Annotated in this window: 21 protein-coding genes and 1 pseudogene; 11 read left to right on the forward strand and 11 right to left on the reverse strand. The window is 71.6% G+C overall.

The features are described 5' to 3' along the window. Positions 1–7 precede the first annotated feature (7 nt). Complete coding sequence (locus ABD785_RS26340) at positions 8–1420, reverse strand: AAA family ATPase (protein WP_344833291.1); 1413 nt, start codon at positions 1418–1420, stop codon at positions 8–10. A 70-nt stretch (positions 1421–1490) separates the two neighbouring features. On the opposite strand from ABD785_RS26340, the gene ABD785_RS26345 reads away from it, so the two are divergent. Continuing rightward, complete coding sequence (locus ABD785_RS26345; RefSeq protein WP_344833294.1) at positions 1491–2750, forward strand: CE1 family esterase; 1260 nt, start codon at positions 1491–1493, stop codon at positions 2748–2750. A gap of 8 nt (positions 2751–2758) precedes the next feature. On the opposite strand, the gene ABD785_RS26350 is transcribed toward ABD785_RS26345, so the two are convergent. Beyond that, on the reverse strand, positions 2759–4033 hold the full coding sequence (locus ABD785_RS26350) for a hypothetical protein (protein WP_344833296.1): 1275 nt from the start codon (positions 4031–4033) through the stop codon (positions 2759–2761). A gap of 82 nt (positions 4034–4115) precedes the next feature. Here ABD785_RS26350 and ABD785_RS26355 point away from each other — a divergent pair. After that, a pseudogene (locus ABD785_RS26355) lies at positions 4116–4316 on the forward strand (YciI family protein); the annotation flags it as partial. Between the two features lie 130 nt (positions 4317–4446). Further along, positions 4447–4665 (forward strand): YciI family protein, encoded by a 219-nt coding sequence (locus ABD785_RS26360; protein WP_344833703.1) that lies wholly within the window; start codon positions 4447–4449, stop codon positions 4663–4665. A gap of 3 nt (positions 4666–4668) precedes the next feature. Here the strand turns inward: ABD785_RS26360 and ABD785_RS26365 are convergent, their stop codons facing one another. Continuing rightward, positions 4669–5193 carry an FxLYD domain-containing protein gene (locus tag ABD785_RS26365; RefSeq protein ID WP_344833299.1) on the reverse strand — a complete coding sequence of 175 codons (525 nt, stop codon included), beginning with the start codon at positions 5191–5193 and terminating at the stop codon, positions 4669–4671. Positions 5194–5455: 262 nt separating this feature from the next. Here ABD785_RS26365 and ABD785_RS26370 point away from each other — a divergent pair, with 262 nt between their 5' ends. Beyond that, positions 5456–6667 (forward strand): FAD-binding oxidoreductase, encoded by a 1212-nt coding sequence (locus ABD785_RS26370; RefSeq protein WP_344833302.1) that lies wholly within the window; start codon positions 5456–5458, stop codon positions 6665–6667. On the opposite strand, the gene ABD785_RS26375 is transcribed toward ABD785_RS26370, so the two are convergent. Then, positions 6664–6885, reverse strand: coding sequence for a hypothetical protein (locus ABD785_RS26375; protein ID WP_344833304.1), 222 nt, complete (start codon positions 6883–6885; stop codon positions 6664–6666). The genes ABD785_RS26370 and ABD785_RS26375 overlap by 4 nt on opposite strands. A gap of 203 nt (positions 6886–7088) precedes the next feature. On the opposite strand from ABD785_RS26375, the gene ABD785_RS26380 reads away from it, so the two are divergent. Further along, positions 7089–8405, forward strand: a complete 1317-nt coding sequence (locus tag ABD785_RS26380; protein ID WP_344833306.1) for an NsdA family TPR-like regulatory protein — start codon at positions 7089–7091, stop codon at positions 8403–8405. Between the two features lie 22 nt (positions 8406–8427). On the opposite strand, the gene ABD785_RS26385 is transcribed toward ABD785_RS26380, so the two are convergent. Further along, complete coding sequence (locus ABD785_RS26385; protein WP_344833308.1) at positions 8428–9228, reverse strand: integrase; 801 nt, start codon at positions 9226–9228, stop codon at positions 8428–8430. A 20-nt stretch (positions 9229–9248) separates the two neighbouring features. After that, the gene (locus ABD785_RS26390; protein WP_344833311.1) at positions 9249–10511 is read right to left on the reverse strand and encodes a beta-ketoacyl-[acyl-carrier-protein] synthase family protein; all 1263 of its coding nucleotides are present in this window, start codon (positions 10509–10511) and stop codon (positions 9249–9251) included. A gap of 231 nt (positions 10512–10742) precedes the next feature. Between ABD785_RS26390 and ABD785_RS26395 the strand changes: the two genes are divergently transcribed. Continuing rightward, entirely contained in the window at positions 10743–12521 is a 1779-nt protein-coding gene (locus ABD785_RS26395; RefSeq protein ID WP_344833314.1) for a glycosyltransferase family protein, read from the forward strand. 15 nt (positions 12522–12536) lie between these two features. Continuing rightward, positions 12537–12875: a hypothetical protein gene (locus tag ABD785_RS26400; RefSeq protein WP_344833316.1), complete on the forward strand. Its 339-nt coding sequence runs from the start codon at positions 12537–12539 to the stop codon at positions 12873–12875. An 87-nt stretch (positions 12876–12962) separates the two neighbouring features. Here ABD785_RS26400 and ABD785_RS26405 read toward each other — a convergent pair whose 3' ends face one another. Beyond that, on the reverse strand, positions 12963–13160 hold the full coding sequence (locus ABD785_RS26405) for a hypothetical protein (protein ID WP_344833319.1): 198 nt from the start codon (positions 13158–13160) through the stop codon (positions 12963–12965). A gap of 176 nt (positions 13161–13336) precedes the next feature. Here ABD785_RS26405 and ABD785_RS26410 point away from each other — a divergent pair, with 176 nt between their 5' ends. Further along, the gene (locus ABD785_RS26410; RefSeq protein WP_344833322.1) at positions 13337–13846 is read left to right on the forward strand and encodes a hypothetical protein; all 510 of its coding nucleotides are present in this window, start codon (positions 13337–13339) and stop codon (positions 13844–13846) included. A 30-nt stretch (positions 13847–13876) separates the two neighbouring features. Here ABD785_RS26410 and ABD785_RS26415 read toward each other — a convergent pair whose 3' ends face one another. After that, on the reverse strand, positions 13877–15307 hold the full coding sequence (locus ABD785_RS26415) for an MFS transporter (RefSeq protein WP_344833325.1): 1431 nt from the start codon (positions 15305–15307) through the stop codon (positions 13877–13879). 66 nt (positions 15308–15373) lie between these two features. Here ABD785_RS26415 and ABD785_RS26420 point away from each other — a divergent pair, with 66 nt between their 5' ends. Next, on the forward strand, positions 15374–15844 hold the full coding sequence (locus ABD785_RS26420) for a MarR family winged helix-turn-helix transcriptional regulator (RefSeq protein WP_344833328.1): 471 nt from the start codon (positions 15374–15376) through the stop codon (positions 15842–15844). Positions 15845–15867: 23 nt separating this feature from the next. Here ABD785_RS26420 and ABD785_RS26425 read toward each other — a convergent pair whose 3' ends face one another. Further along, entirely contained in the window at positions 15868–16461 is a 594-nt protein-coding gene (locus ABD785_RS26425; protein ID WP_344833330.1) for a pentapeptide repeat-containing protein, read from the reverse strand. A gap of 84 nt (positions 16462–16545) precedes the next feature. Between ABD785_RS26425 and ABD785_RS26430 the strand changes: the two genes are divergently transcribed. Then, on the forward strand, positions 16546–18162 hold the full coding sequence (locus ABD785_RS26430) for a long-chain fatty acid--CoA ligase (protein ID WP_344833333.1): 1617 nt from the start codon (positions 16546–16548) through the stop codon (positions 18160–18162). A gap of 15 nt (positions 18163–18177) precedes the next feature. After that, positions 18178–18468, forward strand: coding sequence for a thiamine-binding protein (locus ABD785_RS26435; RefSeq protein ID WP_344833335.1), 291 nt, complete (start codon positions 18178–18180; stop codon positions 18466–18468). 12 nt (positions 18469–18480) lie between these two features. Here ABD785_RS26435 and ABD785_RS26440 read toward each other — a convergent pair whose 3' ends face one another. Both ABD785_RS26440 and ABD785_RS26445 read right to left on the reverse strand, forming a co-directional pair. Next, positions 18481–19155 carry a hypothetical protein gene (locus ABD785_RS26440; protein WP_344833338.1) on the reverse strand — a complete coding sequence of 225 codons (675 nt, stop codon included), beginning with the start codon at positions 19153–19155 and terminating at the stop codon, positions 18481–18483. A 52-nt stretch (positions 19156–19207) separates the two neighbouring features. Next, complete coding sequence (locus tag ABD785_RS26445) at positions 19208–20749, reverse strand: polysaccharide deacetylase family protein (protein WP_344833340.1); 1542 nt, start codon at positions 20747–20749, stop codon at positions 19208–19210. Between the last annotated feature and the right edge of the window lies 1 nt (position 20750).

The raw sequence follows: 20750 nt of genomic DNA on the forward strand, positions 1-20750 counted from the left end.
GGGCCCGTCAGTCCTCGTCGTCCCAGTCCTCGTCGAAGGAGTCGCCGGGGTCCGCGCCGAGCAGGACCCGGGTGAGCTGCCGTCCGCCGTGGTCCATCTCCGCCCCCGCGGCGGCGAAGTGGCGGTCGTGCAGGACGGTCGTCCCGCTCTCGCGCAGGGCCGCCAGGACGGCGCGGCGGACCAGCTCTTTGACGTAGGAGGCGGTCACGCCCTCGGTGGCCTCGACGACGGGGCCCGGATCGGCCTGGACGTCCACTCCCCTGCCGTACAGGGCGAGCAGCCGGGCGCGGCCGGCGGCGTCGGGGCGAGGGATCTCCACCGCGAGATCGACCCGTCCAGGACGCTCGGCGAGTGCCTTCTCCAGGACCGAGGCGCGGTTGGTGGTGAGGACGAAGCTGACGTCGGCGTCGCCGCCCACACCGTCCATGGCGTCGAGGAGGGAGAAGAGCAGCGGCCGGCCGTCCTCGCCGTCGAGGTCGCGGTCCGTGGCGACCAGATCGACGTCCTCCAGCACCACCAGCGACGGCTGGAGCCGCCGGGCCAGCGCGGCGGCCTCGTCGATGAACCGCATGGCGGGCCCCGTCAGCAGGATCACCGTGCAGTGGGCGAGCGAGCTGATCAGGTAGCGCACGGTGTGGGTCTTGCCGGTGCCGGGCGGGCCGTGCAGCAGCAGCCCCCGCTTGAGGTGCTGCCCGGCGGCGAGCAGCTCCGCCGACCACTCGGCCACCTCGACGACATGGCGTTCGATCAGGTCGAGGACCCCGTCGGGCAGGATGACGTCGGCCGCGCGCACCGGGGGTCGCGGCAGGAAGGTCACCAGCTCGTTGCCATGGTGTTCGCTCACGCCGAAGCTCAGGACCTGGCCGCGGAACACGTCGTGGACGCGCATGAGGCGCACGATCTCGTCGCGGGTCTCGGTGGCGGCGCGGCCGGAGGCGGCCAGGACGTCAATCCGGCAGGACGGGGAGAACTCGCCCGCGGTCCGCAGGCCGATCACCACGGCCTCTCCGCCGGGGGACACCGCGTGCACCAGGCCCAGCTCGACGACCTCGGTGCTCGTCGCGGGCCCGGTCGGCGCGGTGCCGAACCTGGCCCTGCCCAGCTCGAACATGCCGTGCCGGGCGGCGTTGGTCAGGATGTTGAGGAAGTCCTCGTGGTCGAGGCCGTGCCCGGACATCCCGAACCAGCCGGGCTCGGTGAGGTAGGCGTCCACGCCGCGCTGCAGGTTGACGTGCTCCCACGGCGGAAACGACTGCGACACCGCGAGCATCTCGGCCGGCGGCACCCCGAGATGTCCGGTGACCTTCTCCACCAGCGCCGATGGCCGGCCTTCGCCGCCGAGTGCCCGGTGGGCGGCCTCCAGTACCTGCCGCAGGGCACCGGCGAGCTGACGCGCGTCGTCCGTTCCGATCTCAGCCATCCCCCCACGATGCCCTCCGGCGTCCGGGATCACTATCGGATTCTTCGCCCCGCGAACCTACGCTGGGCGGGTGAGACTCCACCCCCCGGCTCTCGCCGTGCTGTCCGCCGCCGCCCTCTGTGCCGTGATGCCCTCCGGGGCACGGGCCGCCGCTCCTCCGGCCGATCATGTGGTGCTGGCCGTCGAGGGAGGGCCCGCCTACCGGCTCGACGCGGACGTGACCGGGGGCGGGATCGCCGTCACCGACACGGTCGGGGACTACGCCGTCAACAGGATCCGGGGCACGGCGACGCTTCCGGGCGGGGCGGCGCTGACCGTCGGGATCAGCCGCGGGCCGCTGGGGCTCGGCGGGAGCCTCTCCTTCGAGGACCGGGGCGCGGACGTGCGGATCACCGCGGTCGTCGCGGGCGGGGTCACGGCGCGCGGGGACGGGACGGTGGCCTGGCGCGGCACGGCGCTGGTGCGGAGCGGAGGCGGGACGGCGCTCAGGAACGTCGCGCTGACGGTCGAGGACCGGCGGCCCGACCCCGGCGACCACGCGATCCGCATCACCCACGCCGGGCAGGCGCGCAACGCCATCCTGCGGCTGCCCGACGACTACGACGGGACGCCGCGGCCGGTGCTGTTCCACTTTCCCGGGCTCGTCGAGACGCCCTGGATGGCCGAGCTGTTCGGGCGGATGGCCGACTACGCGCAGAAGCACGGCTTCATCATGATCACGCCGGAGCACCACGGGATCGCGTGGCAGGAGGTCGGGTCGCAGCATGACGTCCCGCCGGATCCCGATGTCGACGATCCGGGGTTCGTCGACCGGCTCCAGGACATCCTGGTCTCGCGGTTCAACGCCGATCCCCGGCGGCTCTACGCGTCGGGGATGAGCAACGGCGGCTACTTCACCAGCAAGATGGCCTGCGAGAACGGGCGCTTCGCGGCCTTCGCACCCGTCGCGGGACAGCTCGACGATCCGGCGACCTGCCGTCCCGGGCGGCACATCCCGATCATCCTCATCCACGGCGACGCCGACCCGGTCGTCGACTACGCCGAGGCCCCGGTCTCCGCCGCGTTCTGGGCCCGCAACAACTCCTGCGCCCCCACCACGACCGACACGACGCTCCCCGACCTGGACCCCGCCGACGGCACGACCGTGGTCCGCTCCGCCTACGACGGCTGCCCGTCCGACGGCCCGGTCACACTCCTCCGCATCAGGGGCGGCGGCCACAACTGGCCCGGCGGCATCCCCTTCCTCGGCCCCCTCCTCGGCGGCACCACCCACGACATCGACGCCAACGCCGCCATCTGGACCTTCGTCTCCACCCACCGCCTGCCCTGAGCCCGGGCTCAGACCGGGGTGGCGGTGGTCCAGAGGGCTTCGGCCTCGGTGAGGAAGTGGGGGGTCCAGGGGGAGGCAGGGGGGAGGGAGAACTTGGGCTGGGAGGGGGCTCGGTAGGAGTAGTACTCGAGGTGGAGGGCGGGGGCCGGGGGGCCTTCGGGGGCGGGATCGGGGGCGAGGAGGCTGATGGCCAGGGGGTGGTCGGTCAGGCGGACGGAGAGGGGGCCGCGGGTGTTCTCGCGGAGCTCTTCTAGGAGGCGGAGGGTGTGGAGGATGCGCTGGCGGAGGCTCTCGGCCGAGCGGTTGGCGTAGTAGCGGGCGGCGGCGGTCTCGACCGCGGGGGAGGCGGGGTCGAGGAGGAGGAAGCGGATCTCGCAGCCGGAGGTCAGGAGGCGTTCGAGCGCCGAGTAGCGGGTGTGGACGAAGGTGTTGCGGGCGACGCCGGTGACGAGGAGGCGGCGGGCGGAGGCGAGCTGGGCGTCGAGTTCGGGGCCGTGCTCGTCGGTGAAGGCGGGGGCCGGGGTGGGCGCGGGCCGCGATGACGGCCAGGGGAGGCCGTCGTCCCAGATGCGGAGGGCCTCGGCGACGTAGTGGTCGTACCAGTGGCCGTCGCGGCGGTGGAGGTGGAGGATCGGCGTGGGCTCGGCCTCCGGGCGGTGCTCGTAGTGCTGGACGAGGATCGCGCCGTCGCGGGCGCCGATGTCGATGCCGTTGAAGCCGATGTTGGGGACGAACGCGCTGACCCTGATCTCGAGGGTGCCGCCGGTGGTGTCGCGCAGGTGGGTGAGCTCGTCGAGGGTCGCCTGGACGCGGCCGCGGATGCGGTCGGCGTCGACCGGGGTGACCTGGTTGAGGGACGCCTCCCGGACGAGACGGTCGTCCGTGGGGTCGATGAGCAGGAATCGCACGCTTCCTCCCGCGGTGAGGATGCGGCGGAGGTCGTGGCGCATCGTCTGGACGGTGCGCGTCCCGGCCGTCCCGATGAAGAGGAAGTCGCGCGCCCGGGCCCGGCGGAGGTGGTAGGCGTCGGGGAAGTCGGCGTGCAGCTCGACGGCGTTCTCCGGCCCTCGCGCGGTGAGGGCCGTGAGCTGGTTCCGCGACCTGATCTGCGACAGCGCCAGCAGGGCGAGCAGCGCCAGGACGGCCGACGAGAGCGTCTTGACGTCGGAGACGCCGAAGCCGCCGAGCACCGTGAACAGCAGGGCCGTCGCGATCAGGCAGTAGAGGTCGAGGTTCGGGTCGGTCACCGCGCGGCCGAGCGCTCTTCTGAGATTGTCGATCACTGAAGGCACGCTACGTCGCGGCGCGGGGGGCGGCCAGAGGCCGTTCGTTGCGGGGCCCGTGACCGGCGGGAACACTGGCGGGATGGAGTTCTTCTGCTACCACCGCGACCGTCCCGGATCGGGAGCGCTGCGCGACGAGCTGCTGGAGGCGCACTGGTCGTACATGGACCGGTTCGCGAAGGAGCTGATCGCCCGCGGGCCGACCCTCGGCGACGACGGTGAGACGGCCACCGGCAGCGTCCACATCGCCGACCTCCCCGACCCGGCCGCGGCCCGCACGTTCGCGTTCGAGGAGCCCGGCTACCAGGCGGGCGTCTACCGCGACGTCATGGTCCGCCGCTGGCACAACCTGCTGGGCCGCACCATGTGGGACTTCCCGGACCTCCGCGCCGACACCCCCCCGCTACCTGGTCATGGCCCTGGCCCCCGCCACCCCCTCCGCCCTCTCCCTCCCGGCCGCCCGCGACGACCTCATCGCCTTCGGCCCCCTCCTGTCCGACGACGGCACCCGCCCCCTCGGCACCGCCGCCCTCCTCCGGGCCCCGACCCCCGCCGCGGCTTGCGCCGTCCTGTCCCCCGCCTCCTACGCCTCCGTCGAGGTCCACCCCTGGGAACCGGGCGGCCGCCGCTGACCTCTAGGACCCGACCTTGACATCCGCCAGGGTGCAGACGATCTCATCGGTGCCGGCCGAGGTCAGAGCCACGGCGGTGAAGTTCCCGCGCTGCCCCGGACGGAGATCCGCGACATAGGCGACCGCGGCGTCGATGCGCGTCCCCTCCGCGTCGGTGATGTCGAAGCCGACCCGCACCTGCCCCTTGGTGGTGGCCGTGTTGACGACCGTCCCGGTGACCTCGGGGAAGCCCAGGATGTTGACCTCGCAGCCCTTGACCCTGACGCTCTTGAACGCGGCCGTACCCGCGTCCTGGGCCGTCGCCGAGGGCGCCGGCTCTCCGGCCTCCTCCGCGGTCCCGGTGTTGCGCGCCGTCTTCCGCGCCTCGTCGTTCAACGCCATCCCGAAGAGCACGGCGCAGCCGCCGAAGAAGAGCGCACAGACCCCCACCACGATGAGGACGATCATTCCCGTGTTGTTCTTCCCCGGCGGACGCGGCTGCCAGTAGGGCTGTTGTCCCGCTCCGCCGGGACCTGGGATCGGCTGCATCACAACCTCCCTGAATAGCTTAAAGCTAGCTATCCCTTACATTACGTCACTATTTTGGAGATGTCGGTCTTCTGGCCCCCAAGAAAGGCGTGGGGTGGATTTGTGTGTCGGGTGGGGGGTGTCGGGGGCGGAGGGATGTGTTCCCATGGGGTGATTCGGGAGCTTCTGGGGGGTTCTGGTGTGGGGATCGCAGGGGTTGGTGCGGCGGTTCGGGGACCGGCTGGTGCGGCCCGGGGACGGGAGGTATGGGGCGGCGTGCGCCGTGCACAACGCGGTGGTGGAGCGGAGGCCGGCGGCGGTCGTGTACTGCAGGTCCGAGGATGAGGTGCGGGCCGTGGTGGTGGAGGCCGGGGAGGCGGGCCTCGGGGTCGTCGTGCGGTCGACCGGGCACGGGGTGGCGGGGCGGAGCGTGGCCGACGGGGCCGTGGTCGTCGACGTCGGGGGGATCGACCATGTCGCGGCGGACCGGCGGCGGATCACGGTCGGGGGCGGGGCCGTGTGGCTGAAGACCGACGCCGTCTGCGAGGCCGCGGGGGTCGCCGTCACCGGGGGGACCGTGTCGTCGACCGGGGTCGGCGGGCTGACGCTCGGCGGGGGGATCGGGTGGCTGCTGCCCTCGTACGGGCTCGCGTGCGACAGCCTGGTCGGCGCGAGGGTCGTGACCGGAAACGGCACCGTCATCGAGGCGGACGACGCCGCGACGCCCGAACTGATGTGGGCGCTGCGGGGTTCGGGCGCAGGGCTCGGCGTGGTGACGGAGTTCGGGTTCCGCGCGCATCCGCTGCTCCCCGTGCACGGCGGGTCGTTCGCGGTCGATCTCGACCGGGTGGGCGACTGGGCGGGGGCCGTCGCGGAGCTGATGTCCGATCCGGTGCCGTCGACGATGCTCGGGCCGTCCTTCCTGTTCCGTGACGGCGTGCCGATGCTCTCGGTCGATGTCGCGATGCACGGGCCCGGCCCCCGCGACCTGGCCAGGATCGACGCCCTGCGACGGCTGCCGGGGATCATGTCCGACACCGTCCGGCCGAGGTCGTACGTCTCGCTCCAGACGATGATCGACGAACCCTCCCGATCGGGCCTGCGCTCGTACTGGACGGCCGGCTACCCCGCGATGGTCCGTCCCGAACTGATCGTCGCGTTGGCCGGGCGGATCCGGCGCAGCCCGTCCGGGCGCAGCATCGTCTTCCTGGAGAACCTGCACGGCGCCTACACGCGGCCGCCGCTGCCCACCTCCTTCCCGACGCGCGAGCCGAGGCTCTCCGCACTGATCACCGGGGCCTGGCACGACCGGGCCGACGACGAGGCGAACATGGACTGGATCGCCTCCGTCCGCGACGTCCTGGCCCCCTACCTCAGCCACCACGACGCGTACCTGAACTACAGCAGCGACCAGAAGGGCACGGGCCGTCCGGACGCCCCCGCCCGCCTCCGCGCCGTGCGGACCGCCCTCGACCCGCACGGCGTCTTCGTCTAGGCGATGATCTCGGGATCGGGTTCGCGGTGCCGTTTCCGCGCGGTCCTGTAGAGCTCCGACGAGACCTGGCAGAAGGCCGAGACGGCCGCCAGGGTGAACGAGACTCCGGCCGCCGCGAACAGCTGGACGGATTCCGAAACGACGAGCAGGAACAGCGGCAGGATCACTTGGGCGGCGCGCCCGGCGCGCCCGCACAGAATGCCGCGACGACGATTCATGTGAATCTCCCAGACCATTTTTGAGGCCGTTGTGGTCGGTTTGCCCGACCTCTGGGGAAATTCTCGGCTGTTATGTGCGGACATCACGAGATGCCGGGGCGGACCGTAAGGGGACGGCTAGCGGACCGGAGCGGGACCGGCATTCCGCTGCGGTAAATCGCCACGTATCGTCGATCGCAGGACGCCGGCCGAGAGGAGCCGTCATGGCAGGGAGAGAATCCCAGCAGCCGCGCACCGTACTCGAGTTCCTTCTCCGTCAGCAGGACCACACCTACGAGGAGCTCGTCCGCGAGTTCTCCAAGGTCGCACGGCAGCTCGACGAGCGCGGTGTCAGCATCTCGGCCAGGCATCTCCGGCGGCTCGCCTCCGGGGAGAGGGCGGGAACGACGCCGGCGACCCGGCGGGTCCTCCAGACGATGTTCGGGCTCTCGGTGAGCGATCTCCTGCGGCCGTTCGACCCCGCGGCCGCGGCACCGAACCCCGCTGACACCATCGAGAACACCCAGACGCAATCCGATGTGGAGAGGCTGATGACGGCCGCAGAACGGTCGAGGGAATTCGCTATGTCAAGGCACCTTCCGGTCAGTGCGGAAGGGGTGGAGGAACTGGCCGACGAGATCATGGGTCTCGCCCAGACCTATCTCGTGACACCTCTGCCGAATCTTCTCGGCCGCCTGATCAGTGCACAGGAATCGGTCTTCTCCCAGCTCGAACTGAGACAGAAACCGGCCAACGCCCGGCAGCTCTATTTCCTCGCGACGATCGTCGGCGGGATGCTCGGTTACGCGGCGCACGATCTCGGAAAGCCGCATGTGGCGCTCTCCCACACCCGCACCGCCTTCATGTGGGCCGAGTACGCCGACCACAACGGGCTGCGCGCCTGGATCCGCGGCCTGCAGTCGCTGATCTGCTTCTGGACCGGCCAGCCGCGGGAGGCCGTCAGGTACGCCCTGGCGGGCACCGAGTTCGCCAGCACCGCCCGGACGACCTCCGCCCCCTGGCTCTACGCCTGCCAGGCCAGGGCGCACGCGGCCCTCGGTGACGCCGCTCAGGCCAAGGCGATGATCGAGCGGGCGACCCAGGCCCAGGACCAGGTCGTCACCAACGATCTGGACGAGTTCGGCGGGATCTGCTCCTTCCTCCCCGCCCGGCAGACCTACTACGCGGCCCGGACCCTGGCGAGCCTGCCGGGCGAGTCGGCGAACGCCGAGCGCTACGCGCTGGAGGCGATCGAGATGTACACCGACCAGAACCAGGCCGGATGGGACTTCAGCTGCCAGGCCGACTCCTTCCTCAGCCTCGCCCTGGCCCAGGCCAGGAGCGGTGAGATCGAGGGCGCGGCCGCGTCGCTCCGGCCCGTCCTCGATCTCCCGCCCGAACAGCGGATCTCCGAGCTCAACACCACGATGAACCTGGTGCACGGCGCCCTGAACCAGCGCACCCCGCACCGTCAGGCCCTGGAGATCCAGGAGGAGATCGAGCTCTTCACCCGCGTCTCACTCCCTGGCTTCCCGGTCTGACCATCGCCCCCCGGGCCGCCCGTCAGCCGGTGAGGGGCCAGTGCAGGGCGGTGGCGTCGTCGGAGGGCTTGCCGCTCGCCGGAGGGGTGGCGGCCTCGGTCTTGCGGGTGCGGCGGATCAGGCCGGCGGGGCCGTCCGTGGTGAGGATCGTGCGGAGATCGGGCCAGGACAGGGTGGCGAAGAGGTCGGCCAGCCGGGTCGCGCCGTCGGTCAGGAGGGAGACCGAGCGCAGCTCGTCGAGGGGGACGGCGCCGGTAAGGGCCTGACGGGCGGCCAGGGGGTCGGCCGCCGCGACCCAGAATCCGCCGGGCCGGTTGCGGTGGGCGGCGAACCGCTCGACCGGGCCCAGACGCTCGTAGGCGAGGGGGTCGGCGCCCTCCGGCGGGGTCGCGATGCGCGGTCGGAGCAGGTCCAGCCGGTCGTCGGTGACGGCCTCCGCGGTGCCGTCGCGGTGGTCGAGCAGGACCGTGGAGTCGCACAGGACGAGGTACTCCAGCAGCCCGCCGCGCGCCCTGGCGATCGCGAGGGTCGCCGACGGCGAGTGCGGGCTGCCCAGATCGCAGCCGCCGGAGTGGATCCGGCCGACCTGGGCGATGGCCAACTCCAGCGCCTCGGCCAGGCTCAGCCGCAGGTCGGTGACCGTGCCGAGCAGCAGGCCGCCGAGCGTCCTGGCGTACCAGGCGACCGAGTGCACGCATCCGGACGCGACGCCCGGCGGTGCCGTGGCCCCGTCGACGACCAGGGCCGCCCCCGGGACGGCCCCGGCGAAGTCCTCGTTCTCCCGGTCGGCCCGGCCCGGCTCGCTCGCCACCGTGATCCGCATGGCGCCGACCCTAGCCGGGATCAGACCCGGGTGAAGGCGAGGGTGACGTTGTGGCCGCCGAAGCCGAAGGAGTTGGCGAGCGCCGAGGCGGGTCCGGGCAGGAGCTTGCGGGGCTCGTCGGTGACGATGTCGAGGTCGACGGCGTCGTCGAGGTCGACGAGGTTGCGGACCGGCGGGATCAGGCCCTCGCGGAGGGTCAGGATGGTGATCAGCGCGCCGAGCGCGCCCGCGCCGCCGAGCAGATGCCCGGTCATCGACTTCGTGCCGGTCAGCGGCAGGTTGTAGGCGTGCGCGCCGAACGCGGTCTTGATCGCGTTGATCTCGGCGACGTCGCCCTGCGGGGTCGCCGTGGCGTGCGGGTGGATGTGGACGATCTGCTCCGGGTCCAGCTCGGCGTTGGCGAGGCAGCGGCTCATGGCCTTCGCGGCGCCGCGGCCGTCCTCGGGCGGCTGGACCATGTCGTGGCCGTCGGAGGAGTAGCCGACCCCGGCCGCGATCGCGTGGACGCGCGCCCCGCGGGCCGCGGCGAACTCCTCGGACTCCAGGATCAGGATGGCCGAGCCCTCGCCGAGCACGAAGCCGTCGCGCGCCTTGTCGAACGGGCGGGAGGCGATCTCGGGCTCCTCGTTGTGGGTGGACATCGCCCGCATCGCCCCGAACGCCGCGATCTGCAGCGGGTGGACGCACGCCTCGGTGCCGCCGACGATCACGACGTCGGCCCGGTCGTTGCGGATCATGTCCATGCCGTAGGCGACGGCCTCCGCGCTGGACGCGCACGCGCTCGACAGCCCGTGGCTGCCCGCGTAGGCCTTGAACTCGCGGCAGACCTCGGTGGACCCGCCGTCCAGCCGCATCATCGGGTAGGTGCCGGGGGAGACGACCTCCCAGCCCGACTCGAGATAGCCGTCGTAGTTCTTGATGGCCGTCTGGAGCCCGCCGATGCCGGTGGAGAGCACGACGCCGAGACGGTCGGGGTCGACGCGCAGGCCGTCCTCGGAGGAGTAGTCGTAGCCGGCGTCGCGCATCGCCTCGGTCGCGGCGATCAGGGCGAACTGCTGGCCGCGGTCCAGGCGCTCCCTCCGCTCGGCCGACAGGACGCCGCTGTCGGAGGGTTCCACCGCGGCCTGCGCGGCGAAACGGACCGGCAGGTCCTCCACGCAGTCCCACGTGAGACGCGTCACACCGGTCCGTCCGGCGAGAAGGCCCTCCCAGGTCGAGGAGACGTCCCCGCCCAGGGGGGTCGTGGCTCCGAGGCCGGTCACCACAACACGTGTCCTGCTCACAGGGCTTGCCTCCTTCTGCGCGGTGGGCCTTTCACCCTGCGGCGTCCGGGATGCCCGGGGATAGTCCGATGCGAACGAAAAAGACCCCGTCTACTTGTCAGTACGGTGATTGATGCAAAGCCTGACGCGTCGTGACCGGGCGATGACTGGACCAGTCACAGTGGGTGGAAAATCGCTCTTTTTTAGCCTTATGTGCTGAAGTTGGTCACCTGGCTCAACTAGAGTCGGCCGATGCCGATCATGTCGGATCGTGAATACGTGACCGGAACGCCCCTCGCCGATGAGCGCAAGACGCCACGGCGCGGTCTGTGGATCGCCTTCCTCGTCTTCGGATGGGCGGTCCAGGCCGTCATCCGCTGGTGGCTCGCCCGGGAGCAGAGCGCCCCGATCACCAGTGCGGACGAGATCGGGTATCTGATGGCGGCCCGCGTGCTGTCCGGAGGCGTGGGCGGTGATCTCTCCGGCGGAACCTTCTACCAGGCCGGATACTCCCTCCTGCTGACGCCGATCTACTGGATCACCCGTGACCCCGACCAGGTCTTCAAGATCGCTGTCGGGCTGAACTCGCTCATCGGCGCGCTGCTGTTCCCCCTCTCCTACGTCGGCCTGCGCCGGTTCGACGTGGGACGGAAGGCCGCCTACGCCGCCGCGTTCGCGCTCGCCGCGCTGCCCGTCGGGATCTGGTACGGCCAGCTCGTGTGGTCGGACGCGCTGCTTCCCGTGGTCATCATGGGCTGGCTGCTGGCGCTCCACTCCTTCATGCGCAAGCGGACCGTCTCCGCGACGCTCATGTGCAGCATCCTGGCCGGCTACGCCTCCGCCGTGCACTCCCGCGGGTCGGTGATCGTCGCCGTGCACTTCCTGACGCTGCTGTTCGTGGCGTGGAAGAGCAGGGCCCACCGGCTGCTGGCGTTCGCCTCGATGGGCGTCCTCGGGCTCGTCTACGTCCTCGGAGCCCTGCTCAACCGGTACATCGTGAGTGAGATCTACCCGGACGGCCCCCGCTCCCTCGGTGATCTGCTCGTCCAGCGGATGACCAGCGTGGACGGCCTGATCAGATCGGGCTCCGGAGCGTCCGGGCAGATCTGGTACCTGGGCGTCAGCACCTGGGGGCTCGCCGCCATCGGCATCGCCGCGGCCGTGGCCGTGATCTTCATGCCGTCGCGGCCCCGGCAGGAACGCCTGCTCGCGGCCGTCATGATCGCGACGACGGTCGGGCTCGCGGTCGCCTCGTGCGCCGCGCTGCCGGTCGAGCACCGGGTCGGCAACTACGCCTACGGGCGGTACCTGAGCTTCTTCGCGATCCCCTACAGCCTGGCCGGGATGGTCGTCCTGGTGCGGGCCGGGATCGGGAAGGTGTTCCTCGCCGGGGTCGGCGGCATCCTGCTGATCGCCGGGGGGTACTTCGCGGTCTACTCCTACGCCGGCGATCTGCTGACGACCGACCAGTTCTACGCGGCGGACTTCCCCGAGATGTCCTTCCTGACCGGTGACTGGAACGCTCTCCACATGCGCGACGCCTCGATCACCGGTGCGGCGCTGGCGGGGATCGCGACCGGTCTCGCGCTGTTCCTGCGGGCCCCCGAGCGGTGGATCGGGCAGGCCAAGTCCACCGCCGTGGGGGCGAGCGTCCTGGCGGTGGCGATCCTGGCGATCGACGGCGCCGCCGCCCAGGCCATCACGGTCAAGGGCACGCGGGAGTGGAACAAGTACGCCGACACGCTGTCCAGGCCGCCGGTGAAGTCCGGCGAGATCGTCGCGCTCGACTCGCGGTTCACCTGGGAGGTGCCCTACCAGACCATGCTGCGCGTCTGGTGGACCGAGCTGCCGCGCTTCGACCCCACGACCACGGCCCCGCCCGCCGAGGCCTGCGCCGTGCTCGTGAAGGCGACCACCCCGCCGCTGAAGCCCGCCGCGGGCTTCCACGACGCGGGTCACTACTACGACCGGTGGGTCGCCTGGCGCAGGGACAGCTGCGGCGACGAGGGGTTGACGATCATCCGCATCTGACGAAGAGTCGAGGACATGGCCACTCCCGCTGAGCTCGAGCGCCGCTACACGCTGCTGACGGCCGTCGGGCGGTACGACGCCCTGCGCACCCGCGAGGTGCTGGCGGCCCCCGACGAGCCCGACATCAAGCCGCTGGGCCGCGAGGAGTGCCTGGAACTGCTGGCCCTCGGCGAGGTCATCGCCAAGAAGGCCGCGTACGGGCAGCAGCTCTCGGTCCGGGCCGCGCGGGAGGCCGGGGCCTCCTGGGCCGACATCGGCGCGGCCCTGGACGTGGACGAGGAGACGGCCAGGCGGCTGCACGAGCGGTGGCTGGAAGGCCGTCAGCCGCGTGACGTGGTCGACTCCTCCGACTGAGACGGGGACCGGACCCGAAGCTCCGGAGCACAGGGAAGGGCGCGGACCCGGGTGTGACCGGGTCCGCGCCCTTTCCCGTCGTCCGGCCTACTTGCTGGGCTCGGGGGTCTTGCACTCGATCTTGGGGTTGGCGCCCAGGTAGTTGAGCGGGCCCGCCACGATCGTGACGGCGACCGTCGAGGTCTTGGAGCAGTTGGCGTCGGAGTCGTCGAAATAGTCGCGCTGGATGGCAGCGGCGAGTCCGATCAGAAGCCAGAGAATGAGTATTACGGATCCGGCGCGCATGCCTTCCTCCTACTGGTGAATTTGCTTCACATGTAGTGCCCGACGGACGCGGAATAAACCGGTATGTCGGGCCCAGCGGAGAAAGGGCAGGCAGAAAGCGTCGCGAACGGGTGCCGTCGCCGTGACCCCGCCCCGACAATGTCGGGGAGTGGTGACACGGCGGCGAAGGGTGACTCATGGGGAAGCGTTCCGACCGGCTCCCGGCCTGCACGCTCTACAGCACGCCGCTCCGCCCGTTCGGGCCCCGGCGGATCACGGTGCGCGCGGCCGCCGTGGCGTCGGCGGCGGTGCTGGTCGTGGCGGCCGCCGTCGCCTGGCCCCGGGACGTCCCGGTACCGCTGGCCTTTCCCGGGCGGACGCCCACGGCCCAGGCCACGGAGTCCGGCGGGCAGGACCGCGTCCCGCCGCTGCCGGCCCGGCTCGGCGCCCCCGGGCCCGAGGCGTCCAGGACCCAGGACGAAGCCGCCCGGGACGGGCGTCCGGCGCAGGGACGTCCCGTGCAGGCCCGGCCGCGGCCCTCCGCCGAGAAGCCCGTCTCCCACCAGGTCCGGCCCGGCAAGAAGCCGCGGAAGGCCGAGCCGCGCCCGGTGCCCGCGTGGGTCTCCCGCGAGTGCTCCCGCCGCTTCCCCCGCGACCAGGTGCGCCGCGAGGCCTGCCGGGCCGTCCTGGAGAAGGCCCTCGGCTGAGACGGGGGCACGGGACCGTTCCCGGCGCGCTCAGGCCTCGTGGGGGTGGCGGATGGCGTGGAGGAGCGCCACGCCGGTGGTGAGGATCGCGGCGGCGGCGACCAGCCAGAAGCAGATCTGGTAGGCGGTGAGGGTGGGGGCGCCGGAGGAGAGGGTGTGCCCGGCGAGGATCGCGGCGGTGATCGCACCGGCGGCGCTGCCGCCGGTCGTGCGGACCAGGGAGTTGATCCCGCTGGCGATGCTGCTCTCGGCCATCGGCACGTGCTGGACGGCCAGTGTGCCGAGCGCGGCGTAGGCGATGCCGAAGCCGACTCCCTGGAGCGCGCCGAAGATCAGCATGTCGTGGACGTGGCTGTTGGCGACGGCCAGCCAGACATAGCTGAACGCGGCGAAGACGCTGCCGATCGCGAGGGTGTAGGCCGAGCCCAGCCGGGCGGCGATCCGGCCCGCGAACATCGAGCAGATCAGCATCGTGAAGGTGCTGGGCAGGCCGTAGATGCCGACGTCGAGCACCGAGCCGGACAACCCGTACCCGGTGGCGTCCCGGTCGGTCTGGATGAAGTTGGACGTGAGCGTGAACGCCGCGAACATCGAGAACCCCAGCAGCGCCGAGGCGACGTTCGCCGACAGGGACTGCCGGCCGACCAGCAGGCGCAGCCGCACGAGCGGCTCCTTGACGCGCGTCTCGACCCTGACCCACACCGCGCACAGCACGGCCGCCGCCCCGAACAGGCCGAGGACCCCGCCGGACGCCCAGCCCCACTTGTTGCCCTGGCTGATGGCCATCAGCAGGCAGACCAGCCAGCCCGCGAGCAGCGCCGCGCCGACGAGGTCGGGACGGCCGCCGGAGCGGTTCCCGGTGTCGGGCGCGGCCCAGGCGACCAGGGCGAGCCCGGCCGCGGCCAGCACCGTGGTGATCCAGAAGACCGGGTGGTGGCTGGTCGTCCGGTCGGCGATCAGCCCGGTGACGATCATCCCGAGGGTTCCGCCGACGCCCATGGTCGCCGACACGATCCCGATCGCTCCCATGATCTTCTCGCGCGGGAACGCGTCGCGGATGACGCCGATGGCCAGCGGGATCAACGCGGTCGAGACGCCCTGGAGCACCCGGCCGAACACGAGGACCGGCAGAGACTCCGACAACGCGCCGACCGCGGACCCGAGCACCAGCAGGCCCATGACGACCAGGATCATCCGCTTCTTGCCGTACATGTCGCCGAACCGCGACAGCAGCGGGGTCGCGACCGCGCCGGCCAGCAGCGAAGCGGTGAAGACCCAGGTCACCGCGGTGACGGAGGTGTCGAACTGGGCCATGAGCCGCGGCAGCAGCGGGATCACGACGGTCTGCTGCACCGAGACGACCATCCCGGCCGTGGCCAGGGCCAGGAGGGTGAGCCCGGTGTGCGGGAGGGCAGGGGCGGGTCCCGGCCGTCCTGTGGTCTCGGCTGTCTCGGTGGTCATGCGCTCTCCCGGGGGGCGTAGGAAAGTAGTTACTTAAGTTAAGTAATATAGCCATACGCTTGGGCCATGCAGGCACCGGAGGACATCGTCGAGATCGAGCGCGCGCTCACCCGTGTCGCTCATCTGCTCACCCGTGCCCGCCAGCACGACCGGACCGTCGCGGCCGCCGGGGTGCCCATCGACCGGGCGGCCCTGCCCGTGTTGCGCCTGCTCAGCGAGGCCGCCGACCCGATGCGGCCCAGCGAGCTCGCGTCCCGGCTGAACGTCGAGGCGCCGCATGTCACCCGGCAGATCCAGCGGCTGGAACGCGTGGGCTATCTCACGCGGGTCCCCGACCCCATCGACGGCCGCGCCCACCGGGTGCGCGTCACCCCCGCGGGCCGCGACGCCATGGACTCCATCCGCGCCATCGGCCTCCAGTGGATGGAGGAGGCCCTGTCGGACTGGTCGGCCTCCGAACGCCACCAGCTCGCCGACCTGGTCCACCGCATGGTCGACGACCTGGCCGACCACATGGAACTCCCGCTCAAGCCCTGAAGGCCTTGTCTCGCGGCCTCACCTCAGGGCTTCACCTCGAGGCCGAGGGCGGCCGCCAGCGTGACGGCCTGCTGCGGGGTGATGATCGCGCCCTTGAGGTCGAAGGCCTGGGGATCGAGGTCGGAGAAGACCGTGCCGCGCAGGTCGGCGCCCGTCAGGGCCGAGCGGTGCAGCCAGGCCGCGCTCAGGTCGCAGTCACGGAGGTCCGCCCCGTCGAGCCGGACGCCCGTCAGATCCGCCTCCCGCATCCGCACCCCGGTGAAGGAGCTGCCGCGCAGGTCGGAGCCCGGCATCGCGACGAACGACCAGTCGCCGCCGTCGACCTTGAACAGGCCGAAGTCGCACCGCTCGAACCCGCTGCCGGTCATCTTGCACGAGGTGAAGGAGGCGTCGAAGAACGACGATCCGGCGAACGTGCAGTTCAGATAGGCCGACTCGGCGTGGGTCGAGGCGTTGAACCGCACCTGCCGGAAGGTGCACTCCTCGAACACGGCCCCCCGGACGTCGATCTCCATCAGGTCGAGGTCCACGAACAGCACGCGCCTGAAGGTCTCTCCGTCGATGTCCCGGCCGTCCCAGTCACCGACGGTGCCATCCTCATGTACGCGTTCTGCCATATCCCGACGCTAACAGCGGTTTCCCTCTTTTCGGGTGCCGACCGCATGGTCTACCGTGCGGCACATCGAGCCCGAGGAGACCATGTGCTGAGCACCATGCAGGACGTCCCGCTGCAGATCCGGCGGATCATGGAACACGGCCTTAACCGGCATTCCACCGCCACCGTCGACACCGCGGAACCGGGTGGGCTGAGAACCTCCACGTTCGCCGAGATCGGCGCCGGAGCGGCCCGCCTCGCCCACGCCCTGAAGGAGCTCGGCACGGGCGACGGAGACCGCGTCGCCACCTTCATGTGGAACAACGCCGAGCACCTCGAGGTCTACCTCGCGGCGCCGAGCATGGGCGCGGTCCTGCATCCGCTCAACATCCGCCTCCCCGGCGACCAGGTCGTGTTCATCGCGAACCACGCCGAGGACACCGTCGTGGTCGTCGACAACTCGCTGCTGCCGCTGTTCGCCCCGCTGCTGCCGCGGATGGAGACGGTCCGGCACGTCATCGTGAACGGCCCCGGCGAGCTCGACGCCCCCGAGGGCGTCACGGTGCACGACTACGCGACCCTGCTCGAGGGCCGTCCCGCCACCTACGACTGGCCGGATCTCGACGAACGCCAGGCCGCCGCGATGTGCTACACCTCCGGGACGACCGGCGACCCCAAGGGCGTCGTCTACAGCCACCGCTCCATCTACCTGCACACGCTCTCGCTCGTCGCGCCGGACGTCTTCGACCTGTCCTTCCGCGACAAGGTCCTCGCGATCGTCCCGCAGTTCCACGTGCTGTCCTGGGGCCTGCCCTACGCGGCGTTCCTGACGGGCTGCTCCCTGTCGATGCCCGACCGCTTCCTCACCCCGGAGCCGCTCGCCGGGTTCGTCAAGGCGTCGCGGCCGAACAAGGGCGCGGGCGTGCCGACCGTCTGGCAGGGCCTGCTCGGCTACGTCAAGGCGACGCCCGACGCCGACATCTCGTCCCTGACCAGCGCGGTCATCGGCGGCTCCGCCTGCCCGCCGGTCCTCATGGACGCCTACGACGAGATGGGCATCACCCTCCTGCACGCCTGGGGCATGACCGAGATGTCCCCGCTGGGCTCGCTGGCCAGGCCGCCGCGCGGCGCCGACGCCGACGCCGTCCGCGCCCACCGCCTCACCCAGGGCCGCTTCATCGCCTCGGTCGAGTCGCGGCTGATCGGCCCCGACGGCTCCGTGCTGCCCAACGACGGCGCCAGCGTCGGTGAGCTCGAGGTCCGCGGGCCCTGGATCACCGCCTCGTACTACCGCGCGGACGACCCGGAGAAGTTCCACGACGGCTGGCTGCGGACCGGGGACGTCGGCCACATCAGCCCCGACGGCTATCTCACGCTCACCGACCGGGCCAAGGACGTCATCAAGTCCGGCGGCGAGTGGATCTCCTCGGTGGAGCTGGAGAACCATCTGATGGCCCACCCGGCGGTCGCCGAGGCCGCGGTCGTCGGCGTACCGGACGAGAAGTGGGGCGAACGCCCGCTCGCCGCGGTCGTCCTGCGCCCCGGCATGACCGCCGACTACGCCGAGCTGCGCGACTTCCTCGGCGGCGAGATCGCCCGCTGGCAGCTCCCCGAGCGCTGGACCACGGTCCCCGAGATCCCCAAGACCTCGGTCGGCAAGTTCGACAAAAAGGTGATCAGGAACCAGGCGGCGCAGGGGCTGCTGGACATCAAGAAGATCTGACGGAGGAAGAGGATCATGCTCGTTGCGTTCTCGGTGACCCCGCTGGGCGTCGGTGAGGAGGTCGGGGAGATCGTGGCCGAGGCCGTCCGCGTGGTGCGGGCGAGCGGCCTGCCGAACCGGACGGACGCGATGTTCACGACCGTCGAGGGCTCGTGGGACGAGGTCATGGCGGTCGTCGGGGACGCCGTCGCCGCGGTGGAGGCCCGCGCGCCGCGCGTGAGCCTGGTGCTGAAGGCCGACATCCGGCCGGGCGTCACCGACGGCCTGACCTCGAAGGTCGAGACGATCGAACGCCATCTCGGCTGAGTTCCGAGAGGGTCAGCGGCGCCGGCGCCAGATCAGGAAGGCGGCGGCGCCGGCGAGGCCCAGCCCGGCTCCGGCGGCGTTCCGCGCGCTGACCAGCGGTGGCCGTTCCGGCCTGGCGGGGATGGCGGAGGCGGCCGTCCTGGGGCGGGTGCGCAGGGTGCCGTCGCCGGGCTCGGACAGGAGCGAGCCGGGCAGGCCGGTCCCCGTGACGGCCGAGGCAGCCACCGCCCAGGCCCCGTGGGCCGTCAGCACGTCGAGGCGCCGCTGGAGATCGAGGATCGACCGGCGCAGCTCCGCGACGGCCTCGCCGTCCCCCGCGGGGCCGCGTTCGCCACGCGGTCCGGCCGGGCCGCGCAGGCCCATGGCGGCGACCGTTCCGGGCAGTCCCCGCTCGCCGGGCGGTCCCGCGGGCCCACGGGGTCCGGCGGGACCGCGCCGAGAGTCGGCGTGGAGCAGCGGGACGTGTTCGGCCACCACCCGCTCGGCCCAGGAGCCCTCCACGCCCTCGTAGGAGAGCGTGAAGGGCCCGAGGGCGCTGAGGCCGTGCCGGACGGCGATCTCGGCCAGCAGGGCCCGTGTCAGCGACGCGCGGTCGGCCGCGTGGGCGTGGACGTCCAGTTCCTGGACGGTCCCGGTCAGCTGATCGCCGCTGCGGGTGATCTCGACATGGAAGGTCCGACTGTTCATCCCCCCATGATGTCACTCAAGGTGACGGAGGCACCTCACGGGGTGGGCGGGCCTACCGGGTGAAACGACGGACGATCTTCACGGAGTTGTTCTTCCTGGACGTCTCCACGCTGGAGGTCCGCACCGAGGCCGAGAGCGTCTTCCGCACGGACCTCTTCAGCCGGGGAACACGGAACCTCACCGTGATCACGGCCTTCCGGGCGGCGCGGAAGTCGGCGAACGTGCACCGGATGCCGGTCCTGCCCTGGCGCTTGCAGCCCTTCACGGAGAGGATCTTCACTCCGCGGGGCAGCGTGCCGGTGAGGACGACCTTCTTCGCGCTCGTGTTCCCCTTGTTGGCCAGGGTCAGCCTGAGGGAGGCCGTCCGGCCGGACTTCAGCCTCCCGCTGACCGATCCCGTCAGCTTCAGATCGGCCCGCAGGACGGCGTCCGGCTTGAGGATCAGCGTGCCGAGTTCGGCCCCGTTGTCGGCGGGGTTCTTCTCCGGCGAGGTGGAGGTCGCGGCGGCGGTCGCCTTCGGGCTCTGGCCGGGCGTCCCGGTGAGCTTCCCGGTGACGGTCACCTTCCTGCTCTGACCCTGGGCGATGCCGCCCTGGTCGCAGCTGACGGTCGTGCCGGCGACGGCACAGCCGGGCGCGGTGACGCCGGTCAGGCCGGGAACCCGGACGACGGTCTTCACACCGGTCGCGTCACGGTCGCCGCCGTCGGAGGTGGTGACCTGGTAGGCGACGGTCGTGCCGGGCTTGGCCCGGACGGGGCCCGTGAGGGTGACCTTGAGGTCGGACTCCAGCGGCTTCGGCGGCGGCTGGACCCGTCCGCCGATGGCCTGGGCGACGGTGCCGAAGTCGACCGGCTGGGTCCGGGCCCAGGTCAGGAACTGGTCGATGACCTGGGCGGAGACGCCGTAGTCATCGGCGCAGGTGCCGGCCGGGCAGACGTCGTGGAAGGTCAGCGGCAGCCAGGCGCCGCCGGCCTGGACGGCGTTGTTCACATACCGCTTGAGGTCGTCGGCCGTGGTCCCGCTCTTGAACGAGGCGGGCGCCCGGACGGCGAACCGGTCGGCCGGCGGCAGGGTCTCGGCCGCGACGGGCGTGCCGTCGGGACGGATCGGGCCGGTGCGACGGGCGTTGTCGTAGCCGCAGGCCCGCGCCGCGTCCTGGACGGCCCCGTCGTACTCGCCGAAGGGGTAGGCGAGGCTGCTGACCTTCAGGCCCTGCTGGAGCAGTGTGGTGCGGCTGTCGCACAGCTCGCGGCGCAGATCGTCGGCGCCGAGCCCGGCCAGGTGGGGATGGGAGATCGTGTGCCCGCCGATCTCGTGGCCCTGGTTCTGGAGGTCCTTGACCTGCTGCCAGCTCAGGTTGCCGCCCCCGCCGACGCGCCCGGTGATGACGTAGAACGTCGCCTTCACCCCGTGCTTGTTCAGCACCGGAAGGGCGTTGGCGAACTGGCTGGAGAGGGCGTCGTCGAAGGTCAGGGTGAGGACGGGCCTGCCGGGCGCCGCGGCGTGGGCGGGCGCGGCGACGGCTGACAGGGCGGAGCCCGCGGCGAGGACGGAGAGGGTGAGGGCCGCGGCTCGGGTCTTCAGGGAGGGCATG

This window comes from Actinocorallia longicatena (assembly GCF_039534125.1).
Lineage (GTDB): Bacteria > Actinomycetota > Actinomycetes > Streptosporangiales > Streptosporangiaceae > Actinocorallia > Actinocorallia longicatena.